This is a genomic window from Bartonella sp. HY406, from assembly GCF_025449315.1.
Classification (GTDB): Bacteria; Pseudomonadota; Alphaproteobacteria; order Rhizobiales; family Rhizobiaceae; genus HY038.
The window spans coordinates 1574223-1591709 of the sequence record NZ_CP104893.1 but is presented as its reverse complement, the minus strand read 5'-3'; the positions used below and the strand labels follow the sequence as shown (position 1 = coordinate 1591709).

Genomic DNA, 17487 nt, shown 5'->3' with positions numbered 1-17487 from the left:
ATGAAAAAACAAGATTTTAAAATGGCGATTGGATTAATGAGCGGTACATCAATGGATGGAATTGATGCAGCGCTTATTGAAAGTGATGGTTTAGGCCAATCGCGCGTTATATCGACTTTCAGTCACTCTTATTCAAACGATTTTCGTAACCGCCTTAAAAAAAGCCTTGATCTTGCACAGCAAATTACAGATCGCACTGCGCGCCCTAATGGGCTTGATACGCTTGAACGCGACTTAACCCTAGAACATGTAATGGTGGTTAAATCACTTTTAAAAAAGCTTGAACTAAAGTCAGAACTGATCGATATTATCGGCTTTCATGGACAAACCATTTTGCACCGACCTGATGAGGGGTTCACCTTGCAATTGGGTGATGGCTCTTTACTTGCGCGTGAAACTGGCATTGATGTGGTTTACGATATGCGTGCCAATGATATGCTCCATAAAGGGCAGGGTGCGCCGCTTGTGCCGATCTATCATGCGGCTCTTGCCGCTATGCAGCATGATTATTTAAAATTTCCGGTTGCTTTTATTAATATTGGCGGCATATCTAACCTAACATTGGTACAAACAGCAGATCTAGAAAGAGATGATAATATCATTGCTTTTGATTGTGGGCCTGGTAATGTGTTGATTGATCAATGGATGGCTTTTAATAATCAAGGACATTTTGATAAGAATGGTCAGGCGGGACTAGCAGGAAAAGTTAATCAGCAAGTCCTTGATAGTATTATGTTGGATAATATTTATCAACAAAATACCAAAAAATCCCTTGATTGGCGAAATTTCAAACCCCTTACCGATAAAACTATATCGCTAAACGATGGCGCAGCGACCTTGGCATTCTTAACTGCCAAACAGATTTTCTCTTCTTTTAAGTTTTTAAGTGAAAAGCCAAAGCAAATGGTTATTAGTGGTGGTGGCGTTAAAAATAAAGCGATCATCAAATATTTGCAACAACTTGCAGAACCTTGCGATATAAATATTATTGCAGCCGATGATATTGGTTTTAATTCAGCATTTATCGAGGCTGAAGCATGGGGTTATCTTGCTATACGTTCGATAAAATCTTTGCCGCTGACTTATCCAAAAACTACAGGGTGTATAACCGCTGTGAGTGGCGGCGTGTTTGTATCAGCCAAGCTATAAAAGCTTTTAAATCTAACATATCACATGAGTTTGTTTAATGGATTAGACATATTGTAAGATTTAGCGCATTGGCGACACAAAATAGATATTTTTTAGATTAGTATCAGATTTAATAATATAGGTATGTCTATACATAAGTAAAAAACATGTCATAAAACTGAAATTAAAATAGTTTAAAAATAGGGCATAAAAAAAGCAAGGCTCGAAAGCCTTGCTTTGATAATTATACGCGATGGTTTTAATCCTTAAACTTAAGGGGGCAGCGGTATACGCGCCCTAAAACCTGATCCTCCCAAATACTCTCGCGTCATTTAGGTAGTTTAATCTACCTAAGTTTGTTATCACCAGTTTTCTATCATGTTTTATTATGGCTGTCATTAGAAAAAATATAAATGGCGTAATTTTGCCACAATATGACTGGAAGCCGTATTCTCGCCTTTTTTCGATAAAACTGCGCGCTTACGTTCTTATATTTCATTCTTTAATGATTGTCGTTATTGTAGAAAAAATAAAAATCGCGAATCGCGTGTTTACATTACAGGATTGGTATTACCTATGCGTCTTTCACAATATTTTCTCCCTATCCTTAAGGAAAATCCTAAAGAAGCGGAAATCGTTTCTCATCGGTTGATGCTTCGTACAGGCATGATACATCAGCAAACAGCAGGTATCTATTCTTGGCTGCCGATGGGTAAGAAAGTATTGGACAAGGTATGTACAATCATTCGCGAGGAGCAAAATCGCTCAGGTGCATTAGAAATCTTGATGCCCACCATTCAACCTGCTGATCTTTGGCGTGAAAGTGGTCGTTATGACGATTATGGTAAGGAAATGTTGCGCATTAAGGATCGTCAAGATCGCGATATGCTGTTTGGCCCTACTAACGAAGAAATGGTGACCGAAGTTTTCCGTTCCTATGTGCGTTCTTATAAGGATTTACCGCTTAATCTTTATCATATTCAATGGAAGTTCCGCGATGAAATACGTCCACGCTTTGGCGTTATGCGTTCACGTGAATTCTTGATGAAAGATGCTTATTCTTTTGATCTTGATTATGATGGCGCCAAGGCTGCTTATAATCGCATGTTTGTTGCTTATCTTCGCACTTTTGCTCGCGCAGGCCTTCATGCTATTCCTATGCGCGCCGATACCGGGCCAATTGGTGGCGATTTGAGCCATGAATTTATTATTCTTGCTGATACTGGTGAAAGCGCGGTTTTCTGCGACCAACAATATCTTGATATGCAAGTTCCTGGTGCCGACACTAATTTTAATGATAGCGAATCTCTTGCCAATATTGTTGCACAATGGACAGCGCCCTATGCCGCAACCGAAGAAATGCATGATGAATCCGCTTGGGCATCTGTTGCTGATGATAAGAAAGTTGCTGCTCGCGGTATTGAAGTCGGCCATATTTTCCATTTTGGCACTAAATATTCAGAGCCAATGGGGGCAAAAGTGACTGGTCCTGATGGTAAGGATCATCTGGTTTCGATGGGGTCTTATGGTATTGGGCCTTCGCGTTTGATTGCTGCGGCTATTGAAGCATCTCACGATGATAAGGGTATTATTTGGCCGAAAGCGCTTGCACCATTTGACATTGGCCTCATCAATATGAAGCCTGGCAATGAACAATGTGATGAAATGTCAAATATTCTTTATGAGCGTCTTAATAATGCCGGTTTTGATGTGTTGCTTGATGATACAGATGCAAGTGCTGGTTCAAAATTTGCGACTATGGATCTTATCGGTCTGCCAGAGCAAATTGTTGTCGGACCACGCGGTGCAGCTAATGGAGAAGTTGAAGTTAAAAATCGCAAAAGCGGTGAAAAAATCACTCTATCTCTTGATGCAGCCTTAAACCGGATTATTGAAGCCCAATGAGTAAAGATACAAAGCCAATTCAACAAGGCAAACCATTCGCTTATTTTGAGTGGATGGTGGCCTTCCGCTATATGATACCACGCAAGAAACAAGCTTTTACTTCAATTATTTCCATCATATCCCTTATAGGTATCATGATTGGTGTCTGTGCATTGATTGTAGTGATGTCGGTTATGAATGGTTTTAGAGCTGATTTGCTTGATCGCATTTTAGGTTTTAATGGCCATCTAATTGTCCAGTCAGACACTGGATCATTTGACAACTATAATAATCTCATTCCGCAGCTTGAAAAGTTACACGGTGTTAAATTTATTCTACCTGTGCTTGAAGGGCAAGCCTTTGCTACATATGGCAAAAATGGTAGCGGAGCCATTGTACGCGGCATGCGCGAAGCTGATCTAAAAAAAATGTCAGCAGTTGCTGATAATATCAAGGTAGGCGGCATCAATAAGTTTGATGATGGTGAAACTATTTTGTTAGGTAGCGGACTTGCACAAAAGCTTGGCGTTAGCGTTGATGACTATGTCACCATTCTTGGTCCTGAAGGGGATGTTACCCCCTTTGGCGTTACCCGCCGCGAAAAAGCATATAAAGTAGGTGGTATTTTTGAAGTTGGTATGTTTGAGTTTGATTCAGCGGTGATATTTATGCCTTTATCACAAGCTCAGCTATTCTTTAATCAAGAAAATAAAGTTCAATCACTTGAGGTTTTTATTGAAAACCCCGATGAGGTTGATAATATTCGATTGGCAATTGATCAAGAAGTTCAGCCAATGATCGAAAATGGTACCATTCCAAATGTCTATATGATTGATTGGCGACAGCGCAATCAGACATTTTTTTCAGCATTGCAAGTTGAACGCAATGTTATGTTTATTATCTTATCACTGATTGTTCTTGTCGCCGCTCTTAATATTATTTCTGGACTCGTTATGTTGGTTAAAGATAAGGGGCATGATATCGCTATTTTGCGCACTATGGGTGCAAGGCGCGGTGCTATTATGCGTATTTTCATTATGACTGGCGCGGTCATTGGGGTAATAGGCACATTGTTGGGCAGTTTACTCGGTGTCGTTACTAGCCTTAACATCGAACATATTCAGAAATTCGTTACTTGGGTTTCTGGAGAGGAAGTCTTTAATCCGCAGATTTATATGCTAACGCAATTACCATCGCGTTTGGATGTCGGTCAAATTGGAATGGTCATTATTATGACCTTATCGCTGTCATTATTGGCAACCATCTTGCCTGCATGGCGTGCGTCTCGCCTCGATCCCGTTCAAGCATTAAGGTATGAATAATGGCTGAGCCTGTTTTAAAACTCATTAATGTTGATCGCACTTATAATGATAGCGATCAAGCTTTAACAATATTAGACAAAGCGAATTTTACCTTAAATAGCGGTGAAACAGTTGCCTTGGTTGCGCCTTCAGGTGCGGGTAAATCAACTTTATTGCACATTGCCGGCTTGTTAGAAAAGCCTAATGGTGGTGAAGTAGAATTATGTGGTAAGAGCTGTTCAAAATTATCCGATAATGAACGTACGGCCATTCGCCGTTCCGAAGTTGGGTTTGTCTATCAGTTCCATCATTTGTTGCCAGAATTTACTGCACTTGAAAATGTAATGATGCCGCAATTAATTAGTGGCTTAAAGAAGAAGGAGGCTGCAGCCCGCGCCGAAAAGCTCCTTGAATATATGCGGGTAGGGCATCGCATTAAGCATCGCCCATCGGAATTATCTGGTGGTGAGCAGCAGCGGGTGGCCATTGCACGCGCCGTTGCGAATGTACCGATGGTGTTGCTAGCTGATGAGCCAACAGGTAATCTTGATCCAGTTACATCCAATTATGTATTTCAGGCGTTACAAGCTTTGGTTAAGCAATCTGGGCTTGCCGCATTGATTGCAACTCATAATCATGCACTTGCCAAGCAAATGGATCGCCGAATTACTCTTGAAAATGGAAAAATAGTTGAGCTGTCGTAAAGTTTTTAGGTTCAATATGTTTGAGAATTTGCTAAGAATTATTTTGAACTAGCTTGACGTTCTATCTTATTTTTAAATTTATTAATCAAGGAGGGCGAAATGCTCTCCTTTTTTGTATAAAATTTGTCCATAATTTAATTAAAAACACTATAAGAATGTTTAGAAAGCTTGGTACTAAACACCTATAAAGTGAAGCCAGTTTAATTCTTATTATTCGTTTACTATAGAAAATTGGATTATTAAGTAATATTATTAAAAGACTATTCATATTCCTATAAATATAAATGAAAATGGCGTTGCTAAGACTATGCAAAAAACTTGGCTTAAATGAATTATTATTTGCACCTCCTCCGGTAAAATCGCGGCTAAAACTAGATATTTTATTCAATTAATGGACTATGAATGGAAGCTGGTAATGAGGAGTTGGGAAGTATTGAAAAAAAATAAATAAGCCGTTTTTGACAGAGATAAAAATATGTACTGTTTATATTTAGCGAATAATGACGTTAATATACATAATATAAGATAGGTTTTTGTTTAGATACATGTTAACTTTATTAAAGTTAGAGACACGTTAAGTTAGAAAATATTAAAGTGCTATCAGGAGAACTTTATAAGTTTTTCCCTATTTTAAATAGAGTGAATGAGTACGCCTCAAGATGCGTTTGGAGCATATAGTCATACTCCTGTTGAATTAGAATAGTTTGCATGTAGCGCTATCCTGATTAAAGTTGAAATTAAAATAATTTTCTATTTTTTGTAATTTTTTGTCATTAATCCTCGTTGCTTCTTCTTTATTTTTGCCATTATACCATATTTGTAAATCTATTTTTTTGGCTTGTTTCAAATCTGAAAACACGACATAAATGGTTCTTGGGAGTCGTTCTCATTGCCAAGTATTTTGATGGACGAAGGGTTTTGACGGACGCAGTGTTTTGATATTATGGTTTCAATCGATATGTGCTAAGCACGAAGGAGAGGAATAAATGAAATTACGGACGAAAATAACAATTGCACTTTGTGCAGCCTTTATGTCTTTGACAAGCAATGTAATGGCCAAAGAACTAGTTTTTGCCACGGATACAGCTTTCGTTCCATTTAGCTTTAAAGATGGCGAAAAATATGTTGGATTCGACGTCGAATTGTGGGATGCAATTGCAAAAGAAATGGGCGTTGAATATAAATTACAGCCCATGGATTTTGCTGGTATTGTACCAGGCATTCAAGCCGGCCAAATTGATGTTGCAATGGCAGGCATGACAATTACCGATGTTCGAAAAAAGGTAATTGATTTTTCCGATCCTTATTACAATAGCGGCCTTTTGCTCCTTGTTCGTGAAGATAGCGATATTAAATCTTCGGACGATCTTAAGGGTAAAATTATCGCGCTTAAGACCGGAACTGGATCCGTTCCTTATGCGAATGAGCATTTTAAAGGTGTCGAGCAACGTCAGTTTCCAAATATTGACAATGCCTATTTAGAATTGCAAACAGGTCGTGTTGATGCGGTTTTACATGATGCGCCGAACATTCTTTATTATACTACTACAGGTGGTAAAGGCAAAGTGAAAACTGTTGGCGAGGTATTGGAGGCTCAGCAATATGGTGCTGCATTTAAAAAAGGCAGCGATGATTTAGTTGCTAAATATAATACCGCGCTTGCTAAGCTGCACGAAAATGGAAAATATGCAGAAATTTATAAGAAATGGTTTGGAACAGAACCTAAATAGGTGATGTAAATATTCTGTATTGAAGATAGTTTCAGGAAACTGTTTAAATGTTTCCTGAAATTTTATTTTATATCCAAAAATAGCGTAAACATGCGTGGTGTTTTTATTATAAATTAGTGTAAGATAATCTCTAAAAATTATTTTTATTAATTATTGAGCCTTCGCTTTATGTATTGAAAATTGGCTCTATTTACCTGCATATTTTTGGATATTCAGTTTTTATTGTTAGGAAATGAATATGGGTTTTGACTGGTCAGCAGTAGTTAACTCTTTGCCCACGCTTTTAGATGGCGTTAGGCTAACTTTAATTATTTCAATTATCGGTATTCCTGCAGGTTTTTTTCTTGGGCTAGGCCTTGGTATTGCAAGGGCTTATAAAATACCCGTTTTGAATAGCCTTGCGCTTATTTATATTGAGTTAATTCGCGGAACGCCAATGATCTTGCAGGTAATGTTTATCTATTTTGCTTTACCGCAGATTTCTTTTTTTGGGTTTAACATTCGTCTTGAACCATTAACTGCCGGTATCATTACAATCATGATCAATTCCGCCGCCTATATTGCTGAAATTGTTCGTGGAGCATTATTATCGGTAAGTTCGGGGCTAAAAGAAGCTGGTCTTGCACTTGGCTTACCTATGTGGAAGGTAGTTTTAAAAGTTATATTGCCAATAGCTTGGCGAAGAATGATACCGCCGCTTGGTAATCAATGTATTATTTCGTTGAAGGATACATCTTTATTGTCTGTTGTAAGTATTGCCGAGTTAATGCGCAGGGCAACGGAAATCGCTTCCACCAATTATACATATTTAGAAATTCTATCAACGGTTGCTGTCCTTTATCTTATAATGACTTTATCATTAACTATCATATTGAGAATTATTGAAAAGCGGATACATATATTATGAGTGAAACAATTGTCGAATTTAAACAAGTATCAAAGCGTTTCGACCAACTCATAGTGCTTGATAAGGTTGATTTAAAGATTAAAAAAGGCGAAGTGGTTGTATTGATTGGGCCATCTGGCTCGGGCAAGTCCACACTGCTTAGATGTATCAATGCGCTTGAAAAAATTAATGGTGGTGATCTGGTTGTCGATAATATCAGTGTACTTGGCGGGCGCAGTAAAGTACGCACCATCCGCCAAGAAGCTGGTATGGTTTTTCAACAATTTAATCTTTTTCCGCAAATGACGGCATTAGAAAATGTTGCATTTGGTCCTCGTGAAGTGCGAAAGCTGCCCAAACGTGAAGCTTATGCAATTGCACGCGAGTTGTTGAATAAGGTTGGCTTGTCACAGCGCGAAAATCATTATCCGTCACAATTATCGGGTGGACAACAACAGCGCGTGGCTATTGCACGGGCGTTAGCGGTAAAGCCAAAGTTGATGTTGTTTGATGAGCCGACGTCGGCTCTTGATCCCGAGCTTAGACAAGAAGTTTTAAAAGTGATGCAGGGACTAGCATCAGAGGGTATGACAATGATAGTTGTAACCCATGAGGTTGGTTTTGCACGGGATGTGGGAACGCGATTAATTTTTATGGAAAATGGTAAAATCAGTGTTGATGGAAACCCAGTTGAAATGATTAATAATCCCCAAAATCCTCGTCTTCGTGATTTTCTTAAACATGTGAATTAATTTTGTTGCAAATTTTGGAACTGGATGCCTATTTTACTTCCAGTTCCAAAATATATTTTATATGCTTATAGTTTGTTATTGTATTAGATGATTGTGATATTTTTATCATTGGACTCATAGTTGCGGCTTTTTAGACCAAAAACGAGCTCAAAAAGGCGAAAATTTACGCAATTTGATTTTTTGTTTTTTTGACTAGCTTGCCTATCCTAGCTGCAGAACCTATTAATTTTGTGGATTCCTATTTTAGTTGATTAAGAATTATTGGGGCTACGCAGGTAGCCAAAGATTGATTTTCGTGCGTTGAGTAAAGATCAGATGACGCGGATATCACCTCATTTTCGACTATCCAATGGGGCGCGCATGTCGATGATAAGCGCATTATTAGCGGGTTAAAAAGCAGGGCTTGCGGACGAAAGACGCAGCTATTTGTATGCTTTGAATAAAACGCATTGTACTCTAGCAAGTTTATTGAAAAAGGCGATGTTTACCCCTTTATTGCATGCACAAAAGGTGACTTTAACTCAAAACTGCATATGGTGGTTGACCAAGATAGAAAGCCAATATGTCTATTCTTGTGAAAACAACAAATGAGTGACTATAAAGGCGTAGCCCTTCTGTTACTAATTCTACCTGATGCGCAAGAACTGATTGCTGACAAAGGTATTAACAGTGACTGGTTCAGGCAAGCTTTGCTTGCTAGAAAATCAAGCCCTGCATCCTTCCCCGAAAAGGTAGAATAGCAACCATCTGCTTTGACAAAACAATTTATAAATTGCGGCATAAAGTTAAGAACTTGTTTGCAAAATTCGAAAATCTGCAGCGTATTTTAACAAAACATGCCAAAGAAAGTTTTGCTCATACTTTTTCTCAGCAATAGGCATCGGCTGTAGCCGTCATCTTTTATCTTGATTAATAAGTCCTAAGCTTTGTTTTTTGCTATATAAATAGTTAGTTAAGTGCAGCTCGTATTTTTTTTGCTTGCTCTTCCAGTTGTTCTGGATCAGCCATTTTACCAGTATGTGGTTTTAGGGCGATATTTTCAAAGCGTGGAATGATATGAAAGTGAAGGTGGAAAACGCTTTGTCCACCGGCTGGTTCATTGAACTGCATAATTGTTACACCATCACTATTAAAAGCCTTTTTTACCGCATTGGCAATTTTTTGCACAGCAAGAACTGAGGCTATTAATGCTTCGGGTTCTGCATCAAGAATATTGCGCGAAGCTTTGCGTGGGATAACTAAAACATGGCCGTCCCCCTGGGGCATAACATCCATAAGCGCAACAACGTTACTATCTTCAAAAACACGGATAGAAGGGATTTCATCACGTAAAATTTTTGCAAAAATGTTGTTTTCATCATAATTAGTTGGCATGTTATTCTCTCCAATTTAGAGCGCTACTAATTAATAAACTAAAAAAGCTTATTAATGGTAGGTCGATTACCGCGCAAAGTGCAACACGGTTTTGCTTGATCTTAACTTATGTCTTTTCCAAGTTATTTTGTGAAGGCTCGAAGGGGCATTTGAAAATTAAGGCAGTTTCACGGTTGGGTACAGATTATTTTCATGATATCCTTCTTGGATACAGCGTCAAGATCTATTTTTCATAACAGCCATGGTGAGATGCATCCATTGGTATTCTCTACGCCGTCCTTCGGCCAGGGTGCATAAGCAGTGCAAAACCATGTTTTCAACTTTTGCCTTTGTACCAACTCGTAATGTTTAGAAAAGGTCATATCATTTCAAAGGTAATGGATTAGCGGGTTTGTGGTTTTAATCGTTCCATCATGGATAGCTTTGCCAAGAAAGGTTTTTTTTGCCATTCTATTTATAACATGTATAATCAACATTATGTGGCTTTTTCGTTCATGAATAACAAAAAACAGTAGGTTACGGAAGTAAGAATCTCAATGCCGTTTCATTTATTGCTAAAATGGAACCCTCTTAATAAGTGGCAATAAAGTCTTAATTTACTGTTTTTATCATTATTAGTCTTAAATGGTTTCCAATGATAGATACGTTAATATAGGGTTTATAGACGTCAATAATTCTATTAATCTCAAGTTATTAAGTTTAACTATAGTTAATTATCCAGCCCGCTATAAATTGCCTTGCATATATGGTTTAGCTTTAAACTAGTTATTTCATAAAAAAGTGCCGAATAAACCGGCGCCTTAATTTTTAAACTTTAGAATTATTAATTAAACTTGCCAGATCGTGGAAAACCTTTGGGTACCATACGCCCCGCACCGGCACGGTTACCAATCCATTCAATCAGTTCTTCCTTGCTGCGAACAAAACTTCTATCAGCTGAATCTTTCCAGGTTAAGCCATCATCTAAATTAAAGGTGATAATATCGCTCATGCCACCATCGCGATAGCGTTGCAAACGAACACCTTTGCCACGCGACATTTCAGCAATTTGTTCAATCGGGAAAACTAGTAATTTACGATTTTCACCAACAATTGCAACGCTGTCACCATTTACTCTAATGCAACTTGCCGCTTCATCAGGAGCTTTCACATTCATCACTTGCTTGCCTTTGCGGGTTGTCGCAATGACATCATTTTCAGGCACAATAAAGCCGTGGCCCAGATGTGACGTGATGAGCAGCTTAGTATCTGCTTCATGCACAAAAGCAGTCAAAATGTCTTGGTCATTATCCATGTCAACAAGAATACGGATTGGTTCGCCATGTCCTCGCCCACCAGGCAAGCTATTTGCCGCAATAGTGTAAAACTTACCACCAGTGCTTAATACTAAAATTTTGTCGGTTGTTTGTGCGGGGAAGGCGAGTTTTAGGCTATCACCTTCTTTGAATGATAGACTAGAATAATCCGAAATATGACCTTTTAAAGCGCGTAACCAACCTTTTTCGGAAACAACAATGGTGATTGGTTCTTTTTCAATCATCGCTTGTTGAATGTCATCAATGTCATGGTCTGGCGCTTTTTCAAAGCTAGTGCGACGTTTGCCAAGATCGGTATTTTGTGAGAAAATCCATTTAACTTTTGAAACTTCGGAAGAAATTGCCTTCCATTGTCGGACATTAGAGGCAATAAGTTCCTCAAGTTCTTGTTTTTCAACCGTTAGCTTGTCAAATTCAGTCCGAATTTCTACTTCTTCGAGTTTACGCAGTGAGCGTAAGCGCATATTTAAAATAGCTTCCGCCTGATTGTCTGTTAAATTAAAAGTGGCAATCAGTTGCTTTTTAGGCTCATCTTCTTCGCGGATAATACGAATAATCTCATCAAGATTAAGATAGGCAATGAGATAGCCACTCAAAAGCTCCAGGCGCTTTTCAATTTCTTTTAAGCGATATTGCGTACGGCGAATAAGAACTTCTTTTCGATGTTCAAGCCATTGTTTTAATGTTTGATCTAATGATAAGACATTTGGAATTTTGCCTAAGGTCAAAACATTTAAGTTAAGTGAAATCCGCGTTTCAAAATCCGTTAGTTTAAACAGCGATTCCATTAAAATCTCTGGGTCAACACTGCGGTTTTTAGGCTCTAAAACTATGCGAATATCTTCGGCAGATTCATCCCTAATATCTTCAAGTAATGGTAATTTACGTTGAATTAAAAGCTCGGCTGTTTTTTCAATAAGACGGGCTTTTTGAATTTGGTAGGGGATTTCCGTTACCACAATAACATATGAGCCGCGTGCCCCTTCTTCCTTGTGCCAACGCGAACGTAAGCGGAATGAGCCGCGTCCTGTGCGGTAAGATTCAGCAATGGATTCGCTAGTCTCCACCAAAATACCGCCAGTTGGAAAATCTGGCCCTGGAATAAACTGAATTAAATCATCTGATGTTGCATCGGGATGGGCAATAATGTGTAAGGCCGCATCACAAAGTTCGGCAACATTGTGCGGAGGGATAGATGTTGCCATACCGACGGCAATACCTGATGAACCATTAGCAAGGATATTGGGAAAAGCACCTGGCAATACGATTGGTTCTTCATCTTCCTCATTATAGGTTGGACGAAAATCAATCGCGTTTTCAGTGATACCCTCAAGCAATAATGTCGATACTTCGGTCATGCGGGCTTCAGTATAGCGCATTGCCGCTGCACCATCACCATCAATATTACCAAAGTTACCTTGGCCATCAATTAACGGATAGCGTACGGCAAAATCTTGTGCTAGGCGCACAAGTGCGTCATAAATTGATGCATCACCATGGGGGTGAAACTTACCCATAACATCACCAACGATACGGGCACATTTGGCATAGCCTTGATCGGGAAATAAGCGAAGAAGCCGCATCGCGTGAATAATGCGCCGATGCACGGGTTTTAAACCATCACGTACATCGGGCAGGGCACGATGCATAATGGTTGATAATGCATAAGCAAGATAACGCTCTTCGAGAGCAGATTTCAAGCCGACTTTTTCGATATGCTCATCAAGAGCTGAAGGAATCATATTTTTTGCCATAAGATTGAATATCAATAGGTTTTTGTTGAAGCAAGAGTTTAAGCAATAGATATATTCTATCTATTGTTTTTTTATTAAATTGAAATAATCTGCAACCAATTTCCAAGCTAAAACGTTTAATTTTTAGTCAAATTGTAATTTACATGATTTGGGACATAGTAAAATAATAGAGCTTTAACTTTAAGGCTTTTATAAATCGCGAAAAGTGGAAAAGAAAAATATGCGCAAATCATTATATGCAGTTTTGTTTATTGTTGCGATTTTTATTATTGGCGGCGCTATTGGATATAAATTTGCGCCAACTTCTTGGTATCAAGAATTAAACAAACCTTTTTTTACCCCTCCTAATTGGTTATTTGCTCCTGTTTGGTCAATTCTATATATAATCATTGGCTTTGTGGGCTGGCGTATATTTATTGATAGGCCAAATGATCTCTTAAAAACAATGTGGTCTGCGCAATTGGTGATCAACTTTGCATGGACACCGCTGTTTTTTGGTTTGCATCAAACAGTTATCGCGCTACTTGCGTGTTTAATCATGTTACTATTAGTCGTGATGATTATTTTAAAGGCATGGAATAGTGACAAATTGGTTTCCGTTTTATTTATTCCATATGCATTTTGGCTTGCTTTAGCAGCGGCATTGAATATTGGTGTCGTTGTATTAAACTAAATAATCTTATCTAATATATTACAATAAATTACCCACCATATATCATCTATTTTATTAAGATATATGGTGGGGGTTTTATTCAAGTCGGGCGGCGTTCTAATAATTCTTTGAGGAAGTGCCCCGTATAAGATCTATCTTCCTTTATAATGTCTTCAGGTCTTCCAACTGCAACAATTTCGCCGCCGCCGTCTCCGCCTTCAGGTCCAAGATCAATTACCCAATCGGCGGTTTTGATGACTTCAAGATTATGCTCAATAACCGCAACGGTATTGCCTTGATCAACCAATTCATGCAGAACTTCCAATAATTTTGCAACGTCATGAAAATGCAAACCAGTTGTTGGTTCATCAAGAATATAAAGGGTCTTGCCTGTGGCTTTGCGTGATAATTCTTTGGCTAGTTTAACGCGCTGTGCTTCACCACCTGATAGTGTGGTTGCCTGCTGTCCTACCTTTATATAGCCAAGACCAACTTTCACCAATGTATCAAGCTTGTCACGCACAGCAGGCACGGCTGAGAAGAATGCTGCACCTTCCTCTACTGTCATATCAAGAACATCAGCAATGGATTTTTCTTTAAAGGTTACTTCTAAAGTTTCACGATTATAGCGTTTGCCTTGACATACATCGCAGGTGACGTAAACATCTGGCAGGAAGTGCATTTCAATTTTAATAACGCCATCACCTTGGCAAGCTTCACAGCGACCGCCTTTAACGTTAAAAGAAAAGCGTCCAGCTTGATAGCCGCGTGCTTTTGCTTCAGGTAAGCCAGCAAACCAATCGCGAATTGGTGTAAATGCCCCTGTATAGGTTGCCGGATTGGAACGTGGTGTACGGCCAATCGGTGACTGGTCGATATCAATCACTTTGTCAACAAATTCCAACCCATCAATACGTTGAAATTCTGATGGTATCTCCCTGCTACCCATGATGCGGCGTGATGCAGCTTTATACAAAGTTTCAATAAGGAAGGTAGACTTGCCGCCACCTGAAACACCGGTTACACAGGTAAAGGTGCCAAGCGGAATATCAGCGCTAACATTTTTTAAATTATTGCCGGTTGCACCAATAACTTTAATTGCTTTTTTCTTATCAATTTTTCGTCTTTGTTTTGGTAAAGGCACAAACATTTTGCCTGATAAATATTGCCCGGTTAAGGAGGCCGAATTATCCATGACTTCCTTTGGCGTTCCCTTAGCAATGATGTTGCCACCATGAATACCTGCTGCAGGACCAATATCCACTACATAATCAGCGGTTAAAATCGCATCCTCATCATGCTCAACCACTATTACTGAATTACCTAAATCACGCAAATGACGTAATGTTTCAAGTAAGCGTTCATTGTCGCGTTGATGAAGACCAATCGAGGGCTCATCAAGCACATAAAGTACGCCTGTCAAGCCTGAACCAATTTGCGATGCCAAGCGAATACGCTGGCTTTCACCACCAGAAAGCGTACCGGAATTGCGCGCTAATGTTAAATATTCAAGACCAACGTCGTTTAAGAAACGCAACCTTTCGCGAATTTCTTTCAAAATTCGTTCAGCAATGCCGCGTTGCTTGTCAGTAAAACCTTTGTCAATATTGCCAAACCAGCCATCAGCCTTGGCAATTGACATGGCGGTTACTTGCCCAATATGCATTCCACCAATTTTAACCGCCAAAGCTTCTGGCTTCAACCGGTAGCCGTGACAAGCAGGGCAGGGCGTTGCAGTCATATAACGCTCAATCTCATCGCGAGACCAAGCTGAATCTGTTTCTTTCCAACGGCGTTCCATATTCGGGATAACACCTTCAAAAGGTTTTACAGCCTTGTAGGAGCGGGCACCATCATCATAAACAAATTCAATATCTTTTTTGCCCGTGCCATAAAGTACAGCCTGTTGGGCTTCCGGCGTTAGTTTATTCCATATATCGGTTAGTTTAAAATCATAAGCGCGGCCAATAGCTTCCAAAGTTTGATTATAATAAGGTGATGAAGATCGGGCCCAAGGGGCGATAGCTCCAGCTTTAAGGCTTATGCTATCATCAGGTACAATTAATGCCGCATCAATTGCTTGTTTTTGACCAAGGCCATCACAAGTCGGGCAAGCACCTACTGGATTATTGAAAGAAAAGAGCCTTGGCTCAATTTCAGCAATGGTAAAACCGGAGACGGGGCAGGCGAATTTTTCTGAAAATAAAATGCTTTCATGCGTGTCGTTTTTGGATTTATTCGCTGAATTGGACGCTAATTCGTTATCAGGTAAGGGCTTATCGGCAAATTCGGCAATGGCTAAGCCATCAGCCAAGCGCAAACTTGTTTCTATACTATCGGCAAGTCGGGTTTTAAGGTCATCACGCACAGCAACGCGGTCAACAATGACATCAATATCGTGCTTGAATTTTTTATCAAGATTAGGCACATCGCTAATCTCATAAAAAGTGCCATCAACCTTAACCCGTTGAAAGCCTTTCTTTTGTAGTTCGGCAAATTCCTTTTTAAACTCGCCTTTTCGACCGCGTACGAGCGGTGCGATAATATAAAGCCGCGTTCCTTCTTCTAAAGCCATAATGCGATCAACCATTTGGCTAATTGTTTGGCTCTCAATAGGCAAGCCAGTCGCAGGCGAATAGGGGACACCAACACGGGCAAATAGCAGCCGCATATAATCATAAATTTCGGTAACGGTCCCAACTGTCGAACGCGGATTTTTACTCGTTGTTTTTTGTTCAATTGAAATTGCTGGTGAAAGACCATCAATTTGATCAACATCCGGCTTTTGCATCATCTCAAGAAATTGACGCGCATAGGCAGAAAGGCTTTCAACATAGCGCCTTTGCCCTTCTGCATAAATAGTATCAAACGCCAATGACGATTTACCAGAACCTGATAAGCCTGTCATAACAATGAGTTTATCACGGGGCAGGTCGATATCAATGTTTTTAAGATTGTGCTCACGCGCGCCACGGATAGAAATATATTTCTGCTCAGACATAAAAAATCCAAAATTAAAGAGTAGAACAAAAAAAGAACAATTGCTAAATAATGCAATTTCGCCTATATTACAATATGGCAAAATAAATTGTTTTAATGGTTTAAACTAATATAAGATTGAAATGGCATTTTACGAGGGCAAGGCACGAAAATGTTAACATCTGTGGAAAGGATGTTTATTTATCGCTATTTGTTTTAACCTCACGAATAAAGCGTATAAGGTGACGTTTCAAAACATAAAATATTTATCTCTCTTGTTAAGAATGTGATATGTTTTTACTTAAAAACAATAGGTTGAATATTTTATCCCGATAAGGGAAAGAGATAAGGTGAACTGATTCACCTCTTTAATTTGCATAATATATGGAGATAGTAATGGCCGGTAGCGTAAACAAGGTAATCTTGGTTGGTAATCTTGGAGCCGATCCAGAAATTCGCCGTATGGGTTCTGGTGATGCCGTTGCAAGTTTTCGCATCGCTACCTCAGAAAGCTGGCGCGATAAAAATACTGGTGAGCGTAAAGAACGCACTGAATGGACCAATGTTGTGATTTTCAATGATAATTTGGTTAAGGTCGTTGAGCAATATGTCAAAAAAGGTGCTAAGCTTTATATTGAAGGGCAGTTGCAAACCCGTAAATGGCAAGATCAAAACGGCAATGACCGTTATACAACCGAGGTTGTTTTACAAAAATATCGCGGCGAATTGCAAATGTTAGATAGTCGCGGCGATGGCGGAAATGCAGGGCGCGGCGAAGTCGGTAATTATAATAGCGGTGGTTACAATAATAACCGTAATTCTAATTTCAACAATTCAAATAACTCTGGTAATTCTAATGCAGATCGTGGCTTTGGCGGCGGTAATGATTTTGGCAATCAAGGCGGCGGGGGTAACTTCTCGCGTGATCTTGATGATGAAGTACCATTTTGATTGAAATTGAAGTTTGATAATAAATTGTTTTGACTGTCGTTATTTAAAAATAGATGGAATCTTGTTATTTGGTTAT

At 39.2% G+C, this 17487-nt stretch carries 13 protein-coding genes; 10 read left to right on the top strand and 3 right to left on the bottom strand.

Going from position 1 to position 17487, the window contains the following annotated elements:
- The 8 genes from N6B01_RS06665 to N6B01_RS06630 all read left to right on the top strand — a co-directional run bounded on the left by N6B01_RS06665 (position 1) and on the right by N6B01_RS06630 (position 9125).
- Positions 1–1149, top strand: a complete 1149-nt coding sequence (locus tag N6B01_RS06665) for an anhydro-N-acetylmuramic acid kinase (RefSeq protein ID WP_262080500.1) — start codon at positions 1–3, stop codon at positions 1147–1149.
- Between the two features lie 555 nt (positions 1150–1704).
- A complete protein-coding gene (gene proS / locus N6B01_RS06660; protein WP_262080499.1) occupies positions 1705–3033 on the top strand; it encodes a proline--tRNA ligase in 1329 nt (442 codons plus the stop codon).
- On the top strand, positions 3030–4334 hold the full coding sequence (locus N6B01_RS06655; protein ID WP_246708174.1) for a lipoprotein-releasing ABC transporter permease subunit: 1305 nt from the start codon (positions 3030–3032) through the stop codon (positions 4332–4334). The genes proS and N6B01_RS06655 overlap by 4 nt, the downstream gene beginning before the upstream one ends.
- Positions 4331–5017, top strand: coding sequence for an ABC transporter ATP-binding protein (locus N6B01_RS06650; RefSeq protein ID WP_262080602.1), 687 nt, complete (start codon positions 4331–4333; stop codon positions 5015–5017). Before N6B01_RS06655 ends, N6B01_RS06650 begins: the two co-directional genes overlap by 4 nt.
- A gap of 986 nt (positions 5018–6003) precedes the next feature.
- Positions 6004–6747 (top strand): glutamine ABC transporter substrate-binding protein GlnH, encoded by a 744-nt coding sequence (gene glnH, locus N6B01_RS06645; RefSeq protein ID WP_262080497.1) that lies wholly within the window; start codon positions 6004–6006, stop codon positions 6745–6747.
- Positions 6748–6985: 238 nt separating this feature from the next.
- The gene (locus tag N6B01_RS06640) at positions 6986–7654 is read left to right on the top strand and encodes an ABC transporter permease subunit (RefSeq protein ID WP_262080495.1); all 669 of its coding nucleotides are present in this window, start codon (positions 6986–6988) and stop codon (positions 7652–7654) included.
- An 8-nt stretch (positions 7655–7662) separates the two neighbouring features.
- The gene (gene glnQ / locus N6B01_RS06635; protein ID WP_182419689.1) at positions 7663–8385 is read left to right on the top strand and encodes a glutamine ABC transporter ATP-binding protein GlnQ; all 723 of its coding nucleotides are present in this window, start codon (positions 7663–7665) and stop codon (positions 8383–8385) included.
- 587 nt (positions 8386–8972) lie between these two features.
- A complete protein-coding gene (locus N6B01_RS06630) occupies positions 8973–9125 on the top strand; it encodes a hypothetical protein (RefSeq protein WP_262080494.1) in 153 nt (50 codons plus the stop codon).
- A 208-nt stretch (positions 9126–9333) separates the two neighbouring features.
- Here N6B01_RS06630 and N6B01_RS06625 read toward each other — a convergent pair whose 3' ends face one another.
- Complete coding sequence (locus N6B01_RS06625; protein WP_182419483.1) at positions 9334–9759, bottom strand: HIT family protein; 426 nt, start codon at positions 9757–9759, stop codon at positions 9334–9336.
- Positions 9760–10582: 823 nt separating this feature from the next.
- Positions 10583–12829: a DNA topoisomerase IV subunit A gene (gene parC / locus N6B01_RS06620; protein ID WP_262080493.1), complete on the bottom strand. Its 2247-nt coding sequence runs from the start codon at positions 12827–12829 to the stop codon at positions 10583–10585.
- 220 nt (positions 12830–13049) lie between these two features.
- Here parC and N6B01_RS06615 point away from each other — a divergent pair, with 220 nt between their 5' ends.
- Positions 13050–13502 carry a TspO/MBR family protein gene (locus tag N6B01_RS06615; protein WP_182419481.1) on the top strand — a complete coding sequence of 151 codons (453 nt, stop codon included), beginning with the start codon at positions 13050–13052 and terminating at the stop codon, positions 13500–13502.
- 79 nt (positions 13503–13581) lie between these two features.
- Here the strand turns inward: N6B01_RS06615 and uvrA are convergent, their stop codons facing one another.
- Complete coding sequence (uvrA, locus tag N6B01_RS06610; protein ID WP_262080492.1) at positions 13582–16482, bottom strand: excinuclease ABC subunit UvrA; 2901 nt, start codon at positions 16480–16482, stop codon at positions 13582–13584.
- 374 nt (positions 16483–16856) lie between these two features.
- Between uvrA and ssb the strand changes: the two genes are divergently transcribed.
- The gene (gene ssb, locus N6B01_RS06605) at positions 16857–17411 is read left to right on the top strand and encodes a single-stranded DNA-binding protein (RefSeq protein ID WP_262080491.1); all 555 of its coding nucleotides are present in this window, start codon (positions 16857–16859) and stop codon (positions 17409–17411) included.
- Positions 17412–17487 lie beyond the last annotated feature (76 nt).

Excerpts from the sequence above, each read along its gene's own strand:
- uvrA (WP_262080492.1), bottom strand. The coding sequence starts at position 16,482 with ATGTCTGAGCAGAAATATATTTCTATCCGTGGCGCGCGTGAGCACAAT.
- proS (WP_262080499.1), top strand. The coding sequence starts at position 1,705 with ATGCGTCTTTCACAATATTTTCTCCCTATCCTTAAGGAAAATCCTAAA.
- parC (WP_262080493.1), bottom strand. The coding sequence starts at position 12,829 with ATGGCAAAAAATATGATTCCTTCAGCTCTTGATGAGCATATCGAAAAA.
- N6B01_RS06615 (WP_182419481.1), top strand. The coding sequence starts at position 13,050 with ATGCGCAAATCATTATATGCAGTTTTGTTTATTGTTGCGATTTTTATT.
- N6B01_RS06625 (WP_182419483.1), bottom strand. The coding sequence starts at position 9,759 with ATGCCAACTAATTATGATGAAAACAACATTTTTGCAAAAATTTTACGT.
- N6B01_RS06630 (WP_262080494.1), top strand. The coding sequence starts at position 8,973 with ATGAGTGACTATAAAGGCGTAGCCCTTCTGTTACTAATTCTACCTGAT.
- N6B01_RS06640 (WP_262080495.1), top strand. The coding sequence starts at position 6,986 with ATGGGTTTTGACTGGTCAGCAGTAGTTAACTCTTTGCCCACGCTTTTA.
- N6B01_RS06655 (WP_246708174.1), top strand. The coding sequence starts at position 3,030 with ATGAGTAAAGATACAAAGCCAATTCAACAAGGCAAACCATTCGCTTAT.
- ssb (WP_262080491.1), top strand. The coding sequence starts at position 16,857 with ATGGCCGGTAGCGTAAACAAGGTAATCTTGGTTGGTAATCTTGGAGCC.
- N6B01_RS06665 (WP_262080500.1), top strand. The coding sequence starts at position 1 with ATGAAAAAACAAGATTTTAAAATGGCGATTGGATTAATGAGCGGTACA.
- glnH (WP_262080497.1), top strand. The coding sequence starts at position 6,004 with ATGAAATTACGGACGAAAATAACAATTGCACTTTGTGCAGCCTTTATG.